The organism is Stenotrophomonas nitritireducens (assembly GCF_001700965.1).
In the GTDB taxonomy this organism is placed as follows: Bacteria; Pseudomonadota; Gammaproteobacteria; order Xanthomonadales; family Xanthomonadaceae; genus Stenotrophomonas; species Stenotrophomonas nitritireducens_A.
The window spans coordinates 1,098,905-1,114,710 of record NZ_CP016756.1 but is presented as its reverse complement, the minus strand read 5'-3'; the positions used below and the strand labels follow the sequence as shown (position 1 = coordinate 1,114,710).

Below are 15,806 nucleotides of genomic sequence, written 5' to 3'. Positions count from 1 at the left end.
GCAGCTGAACAAGGGCATTCATCGCCCTTGAATCACGCCACCGCAACCGCATCTGAATCAGTATCGCCAGCAATGCTGGCCTCCCAACTTTGAGGAAGAAGACCCATGCGGATGGACAAGCTCACCTCCAACTTCCAGAAGGCGCTGTCCGACGCGCAGTCCCTGGCAGTCGGCCGCGACAACAACATCATCGAACCGGTCCATGTACTTGCCGCGCTGCTTGATCAGCCCGGTGGCAGCAGCCGGCCCTTGCTGGCCCAGGCCGGCGTCAACGTGCCGGTGCTGCGCGAGCGGCTGAGCGAAGCGCTGGACGCGCTGCCCAAGGTATCCGGCCAGGCCGGCAGCCTGTCGATGGGCAACGATCTCAACCGCCTGCTCAACAGCACCGACAAGCTGGCCCAGCAGCACAATGACCAGTTCATCGCCAGCGAGTGGTTCCTGCTGGCGGCGGTGGACGACGGTGGCCCGGCCGGTATGGCCCTGCGCGCTGCCGGTGCCGACAAGAACAAAGTGAAAGCCGCCATCGACAAGCTGCGCGGCGGAGAAACCGTGCAAAGCGAAAACGCCGAAGAGCAGCGCCAGGCGCTGGAGAAGTACACCATCGACCTGACCGCGCGTGCCGAGAGCGGCAAGCTCGATCCGGTGATCGGCCGCGACGAGGAAATCCGTCGCACCATCCAGGTGCTGCAGCGCCGTACCAAGAACAACCCGGTGCTGATCGGTGAACCCGGCGTGGGCAAGACCGCCATTGTCGAAGGCCTGGCCCAGCGCATCATCAACGACGAAGTGCCCGAAGGCCTGCGCGGCAAGCGCGTGCTGTCGCTGGACATGGGTGCGTTGATTGCCGGTGCCAAGTTCCGTGGCGAGTTCGAGGAGCGGCTGAAGGCCGTGCTCAATGACCTGTCCAAGAACGAAGGCCAGATCATCCTGTTCATCGACGAGCTGCACACCATGGTCGGCGCGGGCAAGGCAGATGGCGCGATGGATGCGGGCAACATGCTCAAGCCGGCGCTTGCGCGCGGCGAGCTGCATTGCATCGGTGCCACCACGCTGGACGAATACCGCCAGTACATCGAGAAGGACGCCGCGCTGGAGCGCCGCTTCCAGAAGGTGTTCGTCGGTGAGCCGACGGTCGAGGACACCATCGCCATCCTGCGTGGCTTGAAAGAGCGCTACGCGGTGCACCATGGCGTGGAAATCACCGACCCGGCGGTGGTTGCGGCGGCGACCCTGTCGAACCGCTACATCACCGACCGGCAGCTGCCGGACAAGGCCATCGACCTGATGGACGAGGCGGCCTCGCGCATCCGCATGGAGATCGACTCCAAGCCGGAGGAGCTTGATCGTCTGGAACGCCGTCTGATCCAGCTCAAGATCCAGCGCGAGATGCTGAAGAAGGAGAAGGATGACGCCTCGCGCAAGCGCCTGGCCGATCTGGAAGCCGATATCGACACGCTGGAGCGTGAGTTCTCCGACCTCAACGAAATATGGAAGTCGGAGAAGGCTGCGCTGCAGGGCGCGACCAAGATCAAGGAGCAGGTGGAAAAGGCCAAGCTCGACCTGGAGGCCGCACAGCGCCGCCAGGATTTCGCCAAGATGAGCGAGATCCAGTACGGCCTGCTGCCGAATCTTGAGAAGCAGCTGGCTGCAGCGCAGGAAGTGGACCGCAAGGACTTCCGGCTGGTGCAGGACAAGGTGACCGACGAGGAAATCGCCGAGGTCGTCTCGCGCTGGACCGGCATCCCGGTCAGCAAGATGCTCGAAGGCGAGCGCGACAAGCTGCTGCGCATGGAAGACATGCTGCACAACCGCGTGGTTGGGCAGGAAGAAGCGATCCGCGTGGTCTCCGATGCGGTGCGGCGTTCGCGTGCCGGCCTGTCCGACCCGAACCGCCCGAGTGGCTCGTTCCTGTTCCTCGGCCCGACCGGTGTGGGCAAGACCGAGCTGACCAAGGCGCTGGCCGACTTCCTGTTCGACTCGCCCGACGCGATGGTGCGCATCGACATGAGTGAGTTCATGGAGAAGCACAGCGTGTCGCGCCTGATCGGTGCGCCCCCGGGTTATGTGGGCTACGAAGAAGGTGGCTACCTGACCGAGGCGGTGCGTCGCCGCCCGTACAGCGTGATCCTGCTGGACGAGGTGGAGAAGGCGCATCCGGATGTGTTCAACATCTTGCTGCAGGTGCTGGATGACGGTCGTCTGACCGATGGCCAGGGCCGCACCGTGGACTTCCGCAACACCGTCATCGTGATGACCTCGAACCTGGGCTCGCACCAGATCCAGGACATGAGCGGCGACGACAGCCCGGAAGCCTATATGCAGATGAAGGCCGCGGTGATGGGCGTGGTGCAGGCGCACTTCCGTCCGGAGTTCATCAACCGGCTGGACGACATCGTGGTATTCCACCCGCTGGACAAGCAGCAGATCAAGCAGATCGCACGCATCCAGATGCGTGGTCTGGAGAAGCGGCTTGGCGAGCGCGGCCTGCGCCTGGATGTGTCGGATTCGGCCTTCGACGTGCTCAGCAATGTTGGCTTCGATCCGGTGTATGGCGCGCGCCCGTTGAAGCGTGCAATCCAGGCCCAGCTGGAAAACCCGCTGGCGCAGAAGATCCTGTCCGGCGAGTTCGTCAGCGGCGACACCATCAAGGTGGAAGCCGGCGGCGGTGGCCAGTTGCAGTTTGGCAAGGGCTGAGAGCCAAAGCCAAAGCCAAAGCCAAAGCCAAAGCCAAAGCTTCAAGAGCTGCCCTCACCCCAACCCCTCTCCCGCATGCGGGAGAGGGGCTCGGATCGTGTCGGTGGCTAGTGCATTAGCCCCTCTCCCGCATGCGGGAGAGGGGTTGGGGTGAGGGGAAGCTTCCAGCTGGAAATGCATGCTTAAAAAAATGCATCAGCTCATAACGCCCCCTCACAAGTAACCCTTGCAACCGTCGCCCGGTTGCCATCAATCCTCGGCTATCGTCAGCGGTCACTCCTTAGCGAGCGCTCCGATGACTGATCCGCAGTGGAAGCCTGAAACCATCGCCGTGCACGGCGGCTATTCGCCCGACCCGACCACGCGTGCGGTCGCGGTGCCGATCTACCAGACCGTTGCCTACGCCTTCGACGACACCCAGCACGGTGCCGATCTGTTCGACCTCAAGGTGCAGGGCAATATCTATACCCGCATCATGAACCCCACCACCGATGTGCTGGAAAAGCGCATCGCGGCATTGGAAGGCGGCATCGGTGCGCTGGCGCTGGCCTCCGGCCAGGCGGCCATCACCTATGCGATCCAGACCATTGCCGAGGCCGGCGACAACATCCTTGCCTCAAGCGCGCTGTACGGCGGCACCTACAATCTGTTCGCGCATACGCTGCCACAGTTCGGCATCCAGACCCGCTTCGCCGACTATCGTGATCCGCAGGCCTTTGCCGCCTTGATCGACGAGCGCACCAAGGCCGTCTTCGTCGAATCCATCGGCAACCCGCGCGGCAACATCACCGACATCGAAGCCATCGCCAAGATCGCCCACGCCCACGGCGTGCCGGTGATCGTCGACAACACCGTGGCCACGCCATATCTGCAGCGCTCCTTCGATTTTGGCGCCGATATCGTGGTGCATTCGTTGACCAAGTATCTCGGCGGCCATGGCACCAGCCTTGGCGGCGCCATCGTTGATTCCGGTCGTTTCCCGTGGGCCGAGCACAAGCAGCGCTTCCCGCGCCTCAATACGCCGGACGTGAGTTACCACGGTGTGGTCTATACCGAAGCGCTGGGCCCGGCGGCCTTCATCGGCCGTGCGCGGGTGGTGCCGCTGCGCAACATGGGCGCTGCGATTTCACCGTTCAACGCGTTCCAGATCCTGCAGGGCATCGAGACGCTGGCGCTGCGCATGGACCGCATCAACAGCAATACGCTGGCGGTGGCCAACTTCCTGCAGAAGCACGCGAAGGTCGCCTGGGTGAACTACGCCGCATTGCCGGACCATCCGGAACACGCGTTGGTGCAGAAGTATCTGCGTGGGCACGGCTCGGGTGTGCTGACCTTTGGTCTGCCCGGTGGCCGCGAAGCCGGCGCACGTTTCCTGGATGCGCTGCAGTTGTTCACCCGTCTGGTGAATCTGGGTGATGCCAAATCCTTGGCGACGCATCCGGCTTCCACCACCCATCGGCAGTTGGACGAGGCGGAATTGGAGAAGGCGGGGGTGACGCTGGACACCGTGCGTCTGTCGGTGGGTATCGAGCATATCGATGACTTGCTGGCGGATCTGGAGCAGGCCTTGGCTGGGGCTTGAGGAGCAGATCAAGAACTTTAAAGGCAGATCAAGAGCTGCCCTCACCCCAACCCCCGCTCCGCGCCCCGGCCCTTGCGCTGGCGCAAGGTCGTTCAAGGAGCAGCGAACCTGTGGTTCGCAAATTGCTCCTTTCACCCCGCACGCGGGAGAGGGGCTAGTGCACTGGCAGCCGACGCGATCCGAGCCCCTCTCCCGCGTGCGGGAGAGGGGTTGGGGTGAGGGCAGCTTTCAGCTTTTACCAAGCAACCGTAAACCGCTTGCCAATATGCTGCGGCGCCTCCAGCTCATCCACCACCGCCACCGCCAGATCGGCGGCACTGATCGTGCCCGGGCCTTCACCGGTGCTCAGCGGAGTATCGGTGCCCACCCGGTACTTGCCGGTGCGCTCGGTGGGGCTGCCCGGATGGAAGGCTACCGGCGGGCTCAGCTGGGTCCAGGCCAGCGAGGTCTCGTTGCGCAGTTCGGTCAGCGCATCACGCGCCGCACTGGCACCGGGGTAGATGGCTGGCGGGAAATTCGGCGAATCAACCAGCTGGGTGCCATCAGGTGCATACAGGCTGCCGGCACCGCCAATGACGATGTAACGCTTCACGCCTGCAGCCTTGGTGCCGGCCACGATCGCGCGGGTACCACGCAGGAATTCGTTGTACAGATCCGGGTTGGCCCAGCCGGCGTTGTAGGCGCTGATCACGGTGTCGGCACCGGCGACGGCAGCGCGCACTTCATCGGCATCGAGCACATCGGCCTTGACCACCTGCAAATGGGGGCGGGGCTGCAGCTTGGCCGGGTCACGTGCCAATGCGGTCACTTCATGGCCACGGGCCAGCAGTTCTTCAAGCAAGGCCTTGCCGACAAAGCCGGTGGCACCGATCAGCGCAACTTTCATGGGGACATCCTTGGGAAGGGGAGTGACGCCAGTGTCCGCCGATGCAGGGCACGCCGGCAGTCGCAAAAAATCACAATCACCTTGAAGCTGTGCTTCACAATGGTGGCACGGAGGTGGAGCCATGGACAGCGTCAAACGGATGGCCTTGTTTGCCCAGGTGGTGCAGCACGGCTCGATGAGTGCGGCAGCGCGGGCGATGGGCATGAGCACCTCGGCGGTGAGCCAGCAGCTGCGCGCGCTGGAACACGAGGCCGGGGTTGCGTTGCTGCATCGGTCCACCCGGCGCTTGGCGCTGACCGACGTGGGCAGCCGTTATTACGCCGCCTGCGCGCGTGTGCTGGACGCGGCAGGGGAGGCGCAGGCCGAGTTGTCGGCAGCGCGGCAAGTGCCCAGTGGCGAACTGCGCTTGTCCGCACCTTTGGGCATGGCAGCGCATATTGGCCCGGCCCTGGGCGGCTGGTTGCAGGACAACCCGCAACTGCGCCTGCATCTGTTCTTCGACGATGGCTGGACCGACCTGCTGCAGGCCCGCATCGATCTGGCGTTGCGCTTCGGCCAGCTGCCGGACAGTGACTGGATGGCGCAGCGCCTGGGCAGCCTGCAACGTTGGCCGTGCGCGGCGCCGGCATGGCTGCAGCAGCATGGTGTGCCCGGCGATCCCCTGCAGGTGCCGGCCGCCGAATGGCTGGGCATGCCGCAGGTGCCGGGCCTGGTCTGGCGCCAGCAGGAAAGCGGCCAGGAACGTCTGGTGCCTGCACACCCGCGCATCGCCAGCCAGAACCAGCCGGCGGTGCTGCGTCTGTGCGAGGCGGGTTTGGGCGTGGCGGTATTGACCAGCCTGGATGCCGCGCCGCTGCTGGAGGCCGGCAGCCTGCAGCGGCTGTTGCCGGAATGGGAGGTGCCGGCACTGCCGGTTTGGGCGGTTACCCCGCACCGGCAGACGCAGCCGGCCAAGGTGCGTCAGGCCATCGTATTGTTGCAGGATCACCTGGCACGTCTGCCCGGTGCCGAGGCTGAGGCTGCGCAAGATCGGAAACGCCAGCGCTGAGCACGAGCGCTGTAATAGCCTCACTTCCCATGGAGATGCCGCAATGAAAGCCAATGTCGCGCAGTTGCCACGTCTGGACCGGGTCATCAGCTGTCTGCAGCAAAGCATCGACGCCGGTGGGCCCTTGCCGGACCTGGATGCACTGGCCGCCATCGCGCATTACTCGCCGTTCCATTTCCATCGCGTCTATCGCGCGCTGACCGGCGAAACCATCGGCCGTACCGTGCAGCGTCTGCGCGTGGTCAAGGCCTTGCAGCGTCTGGCGCACAGCAATGCCAGTGTCACCGAGATCGCCTTGCTGGCCGGCTACGACACGCCACAGGCGTTGGCGCGGGTACTGCGCGACACCGTGGATGCCAGCGCCAGCCAATTGCGGATGGATCCGCAGCGCATGGCCAACAGTATCGAGCAGCTGTCACGGCCGCTGCCGTTGGCCGAGGAGACGGCGCCGTTGAGCGTGGAAGTCATCACCCTGGAACCGTTCGAAGTGGTGGCACTGCGGGCGCAGGGCGCCTTCGATGATCTGGACGCTGTGTTCGGCGAGCTGTTCGGCTGGGCGGCCGAGCAGGGCCTGGTCGAACAGCTGCAGCAGCTGATCGGCATGCCGCTGGGCGATCACCGCGAGCTGCCGGCCGACGAACTGCTGTTTGACTGCGCTTTGGTATTCGATGCCGAATTGCCGGCAGTGCCGGCCCCGCTGCAGCGCTTGGTGCTGGGGGGCGGCCGCATGGTGCGGCTGCGCCACGTCGGCAGTTATGGGCTGCTGGAAGAGGCTACCGATCAGTTGCTGCGCGACTGGTTGCCCGGCAGCGGCCACGCCCTGCGTGATGCGCCGCTGCACTATCACTTCCTGGACGACCCCGAAGACGTACCCGAGGCCATCCTGCGTGCGGATATCTACGTGCCGCTGGCCGCCGGCTGAGGCATGCCCGGGCGCAGGCTGCGGTAGGGCGGGGTGGACATGATCATCTCCGCCAGTGAATACGCCAGCTCGCGCTCGGCCATCACCGTGCCATCGGCGCCGTGGGCCAGCAGGTGCTTCACTTCGGCATCGCTGTGGGCGCGGGCCAGCAGGGTCAGGTTGGGGTTGATGGCGCGCAGCTTGGCCAGCACTTCGCCGGATTCCAGCGGTTGCGGGATGGCCAGTACGGCGATGGTGGCGCGTTCGGGATGGGCTTCGGCCAGCACCTTGTCCGAGGCGGCGCTGCCGCGGATGCCGGGAATGCCGGCCGCGTGCGCGCGCTCCACGTGTTCGCGGTTGTCGTCGATCACCAGCACCGGCACGCCGCGGTCGCGCAATACCTGCGCCAGCTCGCTGCCGACGCGGCCATAGCCGACCACGATGGCGTGATCCTGCAGGTCCAGCGACGGGCCCGGCGGAATATCCGGTACTTCCGCGACCGGCGCGATTTCCTTGTGGCGCGCCTGCCAGCGGTCAAGCAGGCCGAACACCACCGGGTTGAGCATGATCGACACCAGCGCGCCGGCCAGCACCAATGACTGCCCGGTCGGTGGCAGGATCTTCAGCGCCACGCCCAGCCCGGCAATGATGAAGGCGAACTCGCCGATCTGCGCCAGCGAGGCGGAAATGGTCAGTGCGGTGCTCTTGGAATGGCCGAACGCGCGCACGATGAAGAAGGCCGCAGCCGACTTGCCGAACATGATGATCATCACCGTCGCCAGCACCTGCCAGGGGTGCTCGACGATGATCATCGGGTTGAACAGCATGCCCACCGAGACGAAGAACAGCACCGCGAATGCGTCGCGCAGCGGCAGCGAATCGTGTGCGGCCTTGTGGCTGAGTTCGGACTCGTTGAGCATCATGCCGGCGAAGAACGCGCCCAGCGCGAACGACACGCCGAACAACTCGGCCGCGCCAAATGCCACGCCCAGCGCAATGGCCAGCACGCACAGCGTGAACAGCTCGCGCGAACCGGTGCCGGCAACGCGCTCAAGCACCCACGGAATCACCCGCCGGCCGACCACCAGCATCACCGCCACGAACAGGCCCAACTGCACGAAGGTCCAGCCGATCGAGGCCAGCAGCCCGCCGATCGACAGTTCCTTGCCACTTGCATCCGGGCCGAACACCTCGGCGATCACCGGCATCATCACCAGTGCCAGCACACAGGCCAGGTCCTCGACGATCAACCAGCCCACCGCGATCTTGCCGCGAGTGGTTTCCAGCAGGCGGCGCTCTTCCATCGCCCGCAGCAGCACCACGGTGGAGGCGGTGGCCAGCGAGAAACCGAAGATGACACCGTGCAGCACCGGCCAGCCCATCAGCGTGGCCACGCCCCAACCGAGCAGGGTGGCGACCAGGATCTGGCCGATGGCACCGGGAATGGCGATGGCCTTGACCGCCATCAGGTCCTTCAACGAGAAGTGCAGGCCGACGCCGAACATCAGCAGCATCACCCCGATCTCGGCCAACTGGTTGGCCAACGCCTGGTCGGCGACAAAGCCCGGCGTGAACGGCCCGACGATGACACCGGCCAGCAGATAGCCCACCAGCGGCGACAGCCGCAGTTTGTTGGCCAGGGCGCCAAGCACGAAGGCCAGCCCCAAACCAATGGCAATCATGTTGATCAGGGCGGTGTCATGGTGCATCAGGGCTCGATGGGTCGGATGGGGGAGGTCTCGATTCTAAAGGTGCTACCGGTACACCAGTGCGGAAATGTCGGAAAAATCTGACATTTTTACGAAACAGTGCGTATCTGCGCGTCTTGCAGCGCCGTGTCGCACGCGATTCGAGCGACGGCGCAGGTAGTGCCGGGGAGCAGCCGCAGGTCGCTTCGCCGACGGCCAGTGTGATCCCCCAGCATTGCGCGACCGTGTCGGCAGCCAGCGGCCGCTGCCAAAGGTTCTCGCAGCGCACGCGGGCCGCCAAAGAAAATGCCCCGGTTTCCCGGGGCACCTTCCTTTCACGACATCAAACCGGTCTTACCAGGTGTAGCTGATGCGGCCGTAGACGTAAGCGCCGTTGAAGCCGAACGGCGAGTAGTTGCTGTACGGCAGCATGCCCCAGGTGGAGTTCTGCAGGTCGGCGGTGCGGTCCGGGTACTCGTCCAGCAGGTTGTCGGCGCCCAGGGTCAGCTTCCAGTTCTCGCTGGCCTTGAAGCTGGCCGAGGCATCCAGCACCCACTTCGGATCGTAGGTCTGGTCGCGGCTGGCGGTGGCCGAGTTGCGCACGGTGAAGCTGCCGTAACGGGTGGCCGACAGGCCCAGCTCCCAACGATCCGAGCGCCAGGTGCCGCTGACGATGGCCTTGTCGCGCGGGAAGCTGTCTTCGATGCGGCCGATCTCATCGCGGCCGATCAGCGACTGGGTGATGCCCAGGCTGCCGAACACCGCCGGTGAAGCGATGAACTTCTTCACCTCGGTTTCGTTGTAGCTGTAGGCAGCGGTCAGTTCCAGGTTGCTGGCGGCAAACGGGATGGTGTAGCTGGACACCGCGTCGACACCGCGGGTGCGGGTGTCCACGCCATTGGTGAAGTAGGAGAACGCGGTGACCTGCGGCAGCCCCAGGCCGGCCAGCAGCGCATTGGCCGCGGCGTTGGTGGTGATATTGGTGGACAGCACGATGCGGTCGTCGATATCGATCTGGTAGGCATCGACGGTCAGGTACAGGCGGTCCACCGGCTGCAGCACCAGGCCGACGCTGTAGGACGTGGAGCTTTCGGCCTTGAGCGGGCTGGCGCCCAGCGCCTGTGCGGCAGCGCTGGTGGTGGGGAAGGTGCCACGGTCAACGAACACGCCGTTGATGATGGTGCTGGTCACCGCCTGGTAGCTCTGCTGGGCCAGCGACGGTGCGCGGAAACCGCTGGAGGCAGTGGCACGCAACGCCACCTTGTCGGTGAAGGCATAGCGTGCCGACAGCTTGCCGGAGAACTTGTCGCCGAAGTCCGAATAGTCCTCGTAACGGCCGGTCAGGCCGGCGGAGAACTTTTCGGTCAGGTCGGCTTCGAGGCCGGCGTAGAGCGCGTAGTTGTGGCGATCGTTATGCACTTCGTTGGTCGGAGTGAAGCCGCCGAAGCCCTGCGCACCGCTGCCGGTATAGGAGTTCAGTTCACCGGCGTTCTGTTCCCACTTCTCACGGCGATACTCGCCGCCGAAGGACAGCGTGACCGGGTAGGCCAGGCCCCAATCCAGCGACTTGGTGATGTCGGCGTTGAAGATGTCCTGCTGGTACTTCAGCGTGCCGTCGTAGAACGAGGTCGGGCTGTTGACGCCCAGGCTGTAGTTGATGCTGTTGCGGGTGTGGAAATCCAGGGTGTTTTCACCGTGGTTGACGCTGACGTCCCAGGTCCAGCCGCTTTCGGTATTGCCCTTGACGCCGGCCACCAGCGAGCGGTCCTTGGAATACTGGTTGATCTGCGGCACGTAGCCGTCCGGGTAGGTCTGCGCCAGCAGCGCGGTCTGGCCGCTGTGGTTGGGCGAGCGGTAGAACGCGAACGAGGTGATGTCGCGGTTGCTCAGCAGCGCGCTGGCATAGGCGCTGATGCTGTCGCTGAAGTTGAAGCTGGCATTGACCGAGGCGGCGGTGGCATCCACGCGCGGGTCGCCGACGACGAAGGTCTTCTCGCCGATGGACGGGAAGTTGCCGGTGTTGGGGGTGGTGCCCTGATACGGCCCAGCGCGGTTGCTTTCATCCTGCTGGCTGATCTGGCCAGCAAAATGCACGCTGCCGCGGCCATCGCCAAAGCTGACGCCGGTATCGCCGGAGAGCTGGTACTTGTTGCCGTCGCCGGCCGAATACTGGCCGTAGTCCACGGCCAGGCTGCCGCCCTTGCCGCTGCCCTTGAGCACGATGTTGACCACACCGGCGATGGCGTCGGAACCGTACTGGGCCGAGGCGCCATCACGCAGCACTTCCACGCGCTCGATGGCGGCGATCGGAATGGCGTTGATGTCCACCGCGGACGAACCACGGCCGATGCTGCCATTGACGTTGATCATCGCCGAGGTATGGCGGCGCTTGCCGTTGACCAGCACCAGCACCTGGTCCGGCGACAGCCCGCGCAGCTGCGCCGGGCGGATGCCGCTGGTGCCGTCGGTCAGGGCCGGGCGCGGAAAGTTCAGTGAGGGCAGGGCGCGCGCCAGTGCGGTGGCCAGCTCGGTGGTGCCGGTGGACTGCAGGGCTTCGGGGGTGATGATGTCGATCGGCGACTGCGACTCGGCCACGGTGCGGTCGGCCACGCGGGTACCGGTGACGATCACCGTATCCAGGGTGTTGGCGCTGGACTGGGCCAGGGCGGGAAGGGCCGGGGCGCCAAGGGCGATGGCAATGGCGACGGCGAGAGTGCTGGACTTGCGGTTCATCAGGTTGCAGCTCCGGTGTTGAGTGGCGGCATCGATGGCACGAAGGGATCGCGACTGGTGCGGTGCGCCATTACGAATTAATGGAATTTTTACCTCGTGTCAAACCGGATGGTTAGGCTAAATTGTTGCTTTCGAAAGCTTTTTTCAATTCAACAAGGCGATTTGGCAATTCAGGTACTTGCTTCTTGTCAGGCATGCCCGTTCAGGCGCGTGCGATTACAGGAGGTGAGTCAAGTATTGGTTAACGTTAGAATTGCGTCGCAGGAATGCTGCTCACATGCTCATTCCTTTTCGTTATAACGGACCCATTCATGATTTCCCTTCGTAATTTCGCCCTTCGCCGGGGCGAGCGCCTGCTGTTGTCCAACGTAGACCTCACCCTGCATGCCGGCTATCGCGTAGGCGTGGTGGGCCGCAATGGCGCAGGTAAATCCAGCCTGTTTGCCGCCGTGCGCGGTGAACTGGAAGCCGACAAGGGCGATGTGTCGCTGCCCGGCAAGATCCGCATCGCCGATGTGGCCCAGGAAACCCCGGCGTTGGCCGACCGCGCCATCGACTATGTGCTCGGTGGTGACGACGTTGTCGCCGCCGTGCTGCAGGAAGAAGCTGCTGCCGCTGCGCGCGAGGACTGGGAAGCGGTCGCCAACGCGCACCAGAAGATGGCCGAGCTCAATGCCTATGACGCCGAAGCGCGCGCCGGCAAGCTGCTGCATGGTCTGGGTTTCCCGGCCGACACCCATGAACGTCCGGTTGCTGCGTTCTCCGGTGGCTGGCGCGCACGCTTGAACCTGGCCCGCGCGCTGATGATGCCCAGCGACCTGCTGCTGCTCGACGAACCGACCAACCACTTGGATCTGGACGCGGTGTACTGGCTGGAACAGTGGCTGCTCAAGTACCCGGGCACGCTGCTGCTGATCTCGCATGACCGCGAGTTCCTCGACAACGTGGCCACCCACACGCTGCACCTGCATAGCGGCACCGCCAAATTGTATGTGGGTGGCTATACCGACTTCGAGCGCCAGCGTGCCGAGCATCTGCGCCAGCAGCAGATCACCCACGAGAAGGAACAGGCCGAGCGCGCGCATCTGCAGAGCTTCATCGACCGATTCAAGGCGCAGGCCAGCAAGGCCACCCAGGCGCAGAGCCGGATGAAGCGCCTGGCCAAGATGGCCGGTACCGAAGCGGTGCGGGCCGAGCGCGAGTTCCGCATCGAGTTCTCGCCGCCGGCCAAGCTGCCGTTCTCGCTGATCCGCCTGAACGATGTGACTGCCGGCTATGGCCCGGATGCGGTGATCCTGGATAACGTCGGCTTTGGCCTGGAAGCCGGGCAGCGTGTCGGCCTGCTCGGCCCGAACGGCGCCGGCAAGACCACGTTGGTGAAATCGCTGGTGGGCGATCTGCCGCTGTTGGCCGGTGACCGCATGGCGCACCCGGACCTGCAGATCGGCTACTTCGCCCAGCACACGGTGGAATCGTTGCATGCCGGCATGACGCCGATGGATCACTTCCGCGAGATCGCCCCGGATGGTGTGAACCAGTCGTTCCGCGATTTCCTCGGCAAGTGGAATTTCCCGGGTGACCGCGCGTTCGAGACCGTGGATGGTTTCTCTGGTGGCGAGCGCGCGCGTCTGGCGCTGGCATTGATCGCCTGGCAGCAGCCGAATGTGCTGCTGCTCGACGAACCGACCAACCACCTTGATCTTGAGATGCGTGAGGCCCTGGCCGAAGCGCTGTCGCTGTTTGAAGGCGCGATTGTGATGGTCTCGCATGACCGCCATCTGATCGGTCTGGTCTGCGACACCTTCTGGCGCGTGGCCGATGGCGTGGTCGAGCCGTTTGCCGGTGACCTGGACGAATACGCGCAGTGGTTGCGCACTCGCGCCAGTGCGCAGGGTGCACGCACCAAGAGCGACCGCCAGGAGAAGCCGGTCGCTGCACCGGTGGCGCAGGTGGCCCCTGCCAAGCCGGCCTCGAACAAGAAGCCGGTCAATCCGCACAAGCTGGAAGCGGCCGAAAAGAAGGTGGAACAGCTCGGGGCGTCGCTGGCAGACGTGGATGCGCAGCTGGCCGATTCGGGCAATTACGCAGACGCAGCCAAGATGGCCAAGCTCGGCAGCGAGCGCGAAGTGCTGGCACAGCAGCTGGAGCAGGCCGAGGCAGCGTGGATGGAGATGTTGGAGGACTGAGCCCCGCTCGGTCTTGTTTGTAGGAGCGGCGTAAGCCGCGAAGCCGACAACGCCGCAATCCCCGAGGTAGAGCCGAGCCATGCTCGGCTGAGGTGTTACCGGTGAAGCCCCTGCCGAGCATGGCTCGGCACTACAGATCCAGGCCTCCTTGCGCCTGCAGCCACAGCCGGAACCGCTTCAAGGCCTCGCGCTCCTGGCGCGAGCGCAGGCGCGTCAGCCAATACCGGCCCAATGACAGCGTCTGCGCGAATGGCTGCAGCAGCCGTCCTTCGGCCAGATCCTGCTCGAACATGCGCAGCGGCAGCAGGGCCACGCCGGCACCGGTCGCGGCCGCAGTGGCCAAGGTCAGTGAGGAATCGAACACCGCTCCGCGCGCTTCCACGCCACTGACCCCGGCCAATTCCAGCCAACGCGGCCACTCGTCATTGCGATAGGAACGCAGCAGCGGCACGTTGCCCAGATCGCGCGGCTGCCGCAGCCGCCGTGCCACGGCCGGTGCACACAACGGTGCGAACGGTGTGTCCACGATCGGCACGCAGTCCTGGCCCTGCCAGTCGCCATCGCCAAAGCGGATTGCCAGGTCCAGGCCTTCGCCGGCCAGATCGATGCGGTTGTTGTGGGTCTGCACGCGCAGTTCGATATCCGGATGCGCGGCCTCGAAGGCGGCCAGCCGCGGCAGCAGCCAGCCGGTGGCAAAGGTGCCGACCACGCCCACGGTGAGCACTTCGCGGAAGCGGCCACCGGTAAAACGGTCCAGCGCGATAGCCATACGGTCGAAGCTCTCGGTCAGCACCGGATACAGCGCCGCACCCTCGTCGGTAAGGGCCACGCCGCGCGGCAGCCGATGGAACAGGCTGACCTGCAGCCTGTCCTCCAGCCCGCGGATCTGATGGCTCAAGGCCGCCTGGCTGACGCACAGCTCCAGCGCCGCGCGGGTGAAGTTGAGGTGGCGGGCGGCGGCTTCGAAAGCGCGCAGTGCGTTGAGCGGTAGCTGGGGGCGGATCATGGCGAAGTCATGACGAAAGTTGATGGCCTTCCGCATTATTTCTGCAAGCGGGCGGGAATTGTCGGCTTTGCTACAAATAGATCTAATGGCTGCCGATGAATCTTTGTGATGGTCGCCAGCGCCCGCAGGCGCCAAGATCAGCCGGAACGCCCATGCAGCGACGCTACGCCCAAGGAGATCCCATGCTTGCTCGCCGTCAGTTCCTCATGCTCGGTGGTGCCGCGCTGGCCAGTACGCTGGTGCCGGCGGCGCTGGCGAAAACCGCACAGGCGGCTGCGCCAGCGGCAGTCAGCGATGCCGACTTCGCCACGTTGGAAAAGACCAGTGGCGGCCGTCTCGGGGTGTGCCTGTGGCACCCGGCCAGCGGCGCGCGCTATGGCCATCGCATGGACGAGCGCTTCCCGATGTGCAGCACGGTCAAATTCCCGTTGGCCGCCGCCATCCTGCACCGCGTCGATGCTGGCAAGTTGTCGCTGGACCAGCGCGTGGCGGTTCGGCAAGGCGACATCATCAGCCACTCGCCGTTTACCGAGCGGCATGTCGGCAAGGACATGACCGTGCGCGATCTGTGCCGTGCGACGCTGATCATCAGTGACAACGCTGCCGCCAATCTGCTGTTGCCGCTGATCGACGGACCTGCAGGGCTCACTGCCTTCCTGCAGGCGCAGGGCGACCGCATCACCGTGAGCGCGCGCAACGAGCCCGAACTCAACCACTTTGCGCCGGGCGATCCGCGCGATACCACCAGCCCGGCGGCGATGGCGGGCAACCTGCAGCGCTTCCTGCTCGGTGACGTGCTCAGCCCGGCTTCGCGGCAGCAGCTGGCCGATTGGCTGATCGACAACCAGACCGGCGACGCGCGCCTGCGCGCCGGCCTGCCGCAGGGTTGGCGGGTGGGTGACAAGACCGGCAGCAATGGCCAGGACACCAGCAACGATATCGCCGCGCTGTGGCCCTTGGCCGGTGGCGCGCCTTGGTTGCTGAGTTGCTATCTGCAGGGCTCTGCACTGGACGATGACGGCAGGGATGGCATCCTGCGCCAGGTTGGGGAGCTGGCCGGCGCCCGGCTGGGCTGACGGCGC

General features: G+C 65.0%; 10 protein-coding genes. 6 read left to right on the top strand and 4 right to left on the bottom strand.

What is annotated here, in order from left to right:
* Positions 1-105 precede the first annotated feature (105 nt).
* Together clpB and BCV67_RS04785 are read left to right on the top strand one after the other, a co-directional pair.
* Positions 106-2,694: an ATP-dependent chaperone ClpB gene (clpB, locus tag BCV67_RS04790; RefSeq protein WP_062166700.1), complete on the top strand. Its 2,589-nt coding sequence runs from the start codon at positions 106-108 to the stop codon at positions 2,692-2,694.
* A 295-nt stretch (positions 2,695-2,989) separates the two neighbouring features.
* Complete coding sequence (locus BCV67_RS04785) at positions 2,990-4,276, top strand: O-acetylhomoserine aminocarboxypropyltransferase/cysteine synthase family protein (RefSeq protein WP_057628776.1); 1,287 nt, start codon at positions 2,990-2,992, stop codon at positions 4,274-4,276.
* Between the two features lie 235 nt (positions 4,277-4,511).
* Here the strand turns inward: BCV67_RS04785 and BCV67_RS04780 are convergent, their stop codons facing one another.
* Entirely contained in the window at positions 4,512-5,162 is a 651-nt protein-coding gene (locus BCV67_RS04780; protein ID WP_062166699.1) for an NAD(P)-dependent oxidoreductase, read from the bottom strand.
* A gap of 121 nt (positions 5,163-5,283) precedes the next feature.
* Between BCV67_RS04780 and BCV67_RS04775 the strand changes: the two genes are divergently transcribed.
* Together BCV67_RS04775 and BCV67_RS04770 are read left to right on the top strand one after the other, a co-directional pair.
* A complete protein-coding gene (locus BCV67_RS04775; RefSeq protein ID WP_062166698.1) occupies positions 5,284-6,210 on the top strand; it encodes a LysR family transcriptional regulator in 927 nt (308 codons plus the stop codon).
* A 43-nt stretch (positions 6,211-6,253) separates the two neighbouring features.
* On the top strand, positions 6,254-7,132 hold the full coding sequence (locus BCV67_RS04770) for an AraC family transcriptional regulator (RefSeq protein ID WP_062166697.1): 879 nt from the start codon (positions 6,254-6,256) through the stop codon (positions 7,130-7,132).
* Here the strand turns inward: BCV67_RS04770 and ybaL are convergent.
* Both ybaL and BCV67_RS04760 read right to left on the bottom strand, forming a co-directional pair.
* Positions 7,108-8,820 (bottom strand): YbaL family putative K(+) efflux transporter, encoded by a 1,713-nt coding sequence (ybaL, locus tag BCV67_RS04765; RefSeq protein ID WP_062166696.1) that lies wholly within the window; start codon positions 8,818-8,820, stop codon positions 7,108-7,110. The two genes, BCV67_RS04770 and ybaL, sit on opposite strands and share 25 nt — an antisense overlap.
* Before the next feature lie 333 nt (positions 8,821-9,153).
* Positions 9,154-11,532, bottom strand: coding sequence for a TonB-dependent receptor plug domain-containing protein (locus tag BCV67_RS04760; protein WP_062166695.1), 2,379 nt, complete (start codon positions 11,530-11,532; stop codon positions 9,154-9,156).
* A gap of 311 nt (positions 11,533-11,843) precedes the next feature.
* Between BCV67_RS04760 and BCV67_RS04755 the strand changes: the two genes are divergently transcribed.
* Entirely contained in the window at positions 11,844-13,718 is a 1,875-nt protein-coding gene (locus tag BCV67_RS04755; protein ID WP_062166694.1) for an ABC-F family ATP-binding cassette domain-containing protein, read from the top strand.
* 130 nt (positions 13,719-13,848) lie between these two features.
* On the opposite strand, the gene BCV67_RS04750 is transcribed toward BCV67_RS04755, so the two are convergent.
* On the bottom strand, positions 13,849-14,724 hold the full coding sequence (locus BCV67_RS04750) for a LysR family transcriptional regulator (protein WP_062171419.1): 876 nt from the start codon (positions 14,722-14,724) through the stop codon (positions 13,849-13,851).
* A 182-nt stretch (positions 14,725-14,906) separates the two neighbouring features.
* On the opposite strand from BCV67_RS04750, the gene bla reads away from it, so the two are divergent.
* Positions 14,907-15,800 carry a class A beta-lactamase gene (gene bla, locus BCV67_RS04745; protein ID WP_062166693.1) on the top strand — a complete coding sequence of 298 codons (894 nt, stop codon included), beginning with the start codon at positions 14,907-14,909 and terminating at the stop codon, positions 15,798-15,800.
* The last annotated feature ends 6 nt before the right edge of the window (positions 15,801-15,806 follow it).

Coding starts and splice junctions, on each gene's coding strand:
- clpB (WP_062166700.1), top strand. CDS start 106: ATGCGGATGGACAAGCTCACCTCCAACTTCCAGAAGGCGCTGTCCGAC.
- BCV67_RS04785 (WP_057628776.1), top strand. CDS start 2,990: ATGACTGATCCGCAGTGGAAGCCTGAAACCATCGCCGTGCACGGCGGC.
- BCV67_RS04780 (WP_062166699.1), bottom strand. CDS start 5,162: ATGAAAGTTGCGCTGATCGGTGCCACCGGCTTTGTCGGCAAGGCCTTG.
- BCV67_RS04775 (WP_062166698.1), top strand. CDS start 5,284: ATGGACAGCGTCAAACGGATGGCCTTGTTTGCCCAGGTGGTGCAGCAC.
- BCV67_RS04770 (WP_062166697.1), top strand. CDS start 6,254: ATGAAAGCCAATGTCGCGCAGTTGCCACGTCTGGACCGGGTCATCAGC.
- ybaL (WP_062166696.1), bottom strand. CDS start 8,820: ATGCACCATGACACCGCCCTGATCAACATGATTGCCATTGGTTTGGGG.
- BCV67_RS04760 (WP_062166695.1), bottom strand. CDS start 11,532: ATGAACCGCAAGTCCAGCACTCTCGCCGTCGCCATTGCCATCGCCCTT.
- BCV67_RS04755 (WP_062166694.1), top strand. CDS start 11,844: ATGATTTCCCTTCGTAATTTCGCCCTTCGCCGGGGCGAGCGCCTGCTG.
- BCV67_RS04750 (WP_062171419.1), bottom strand. CDS start 14,724: ATGATCCGCCCCCAGCTACCGCTCAACGCACTGCGCGCTTTCGAAGCC.
- bla (WP_062166693.1), top strand. CDS start 14,907: ATGCTTGCTCGCCGTCAGTTCCTCATGCTCGGTGGTGCCGCGCTGGCC.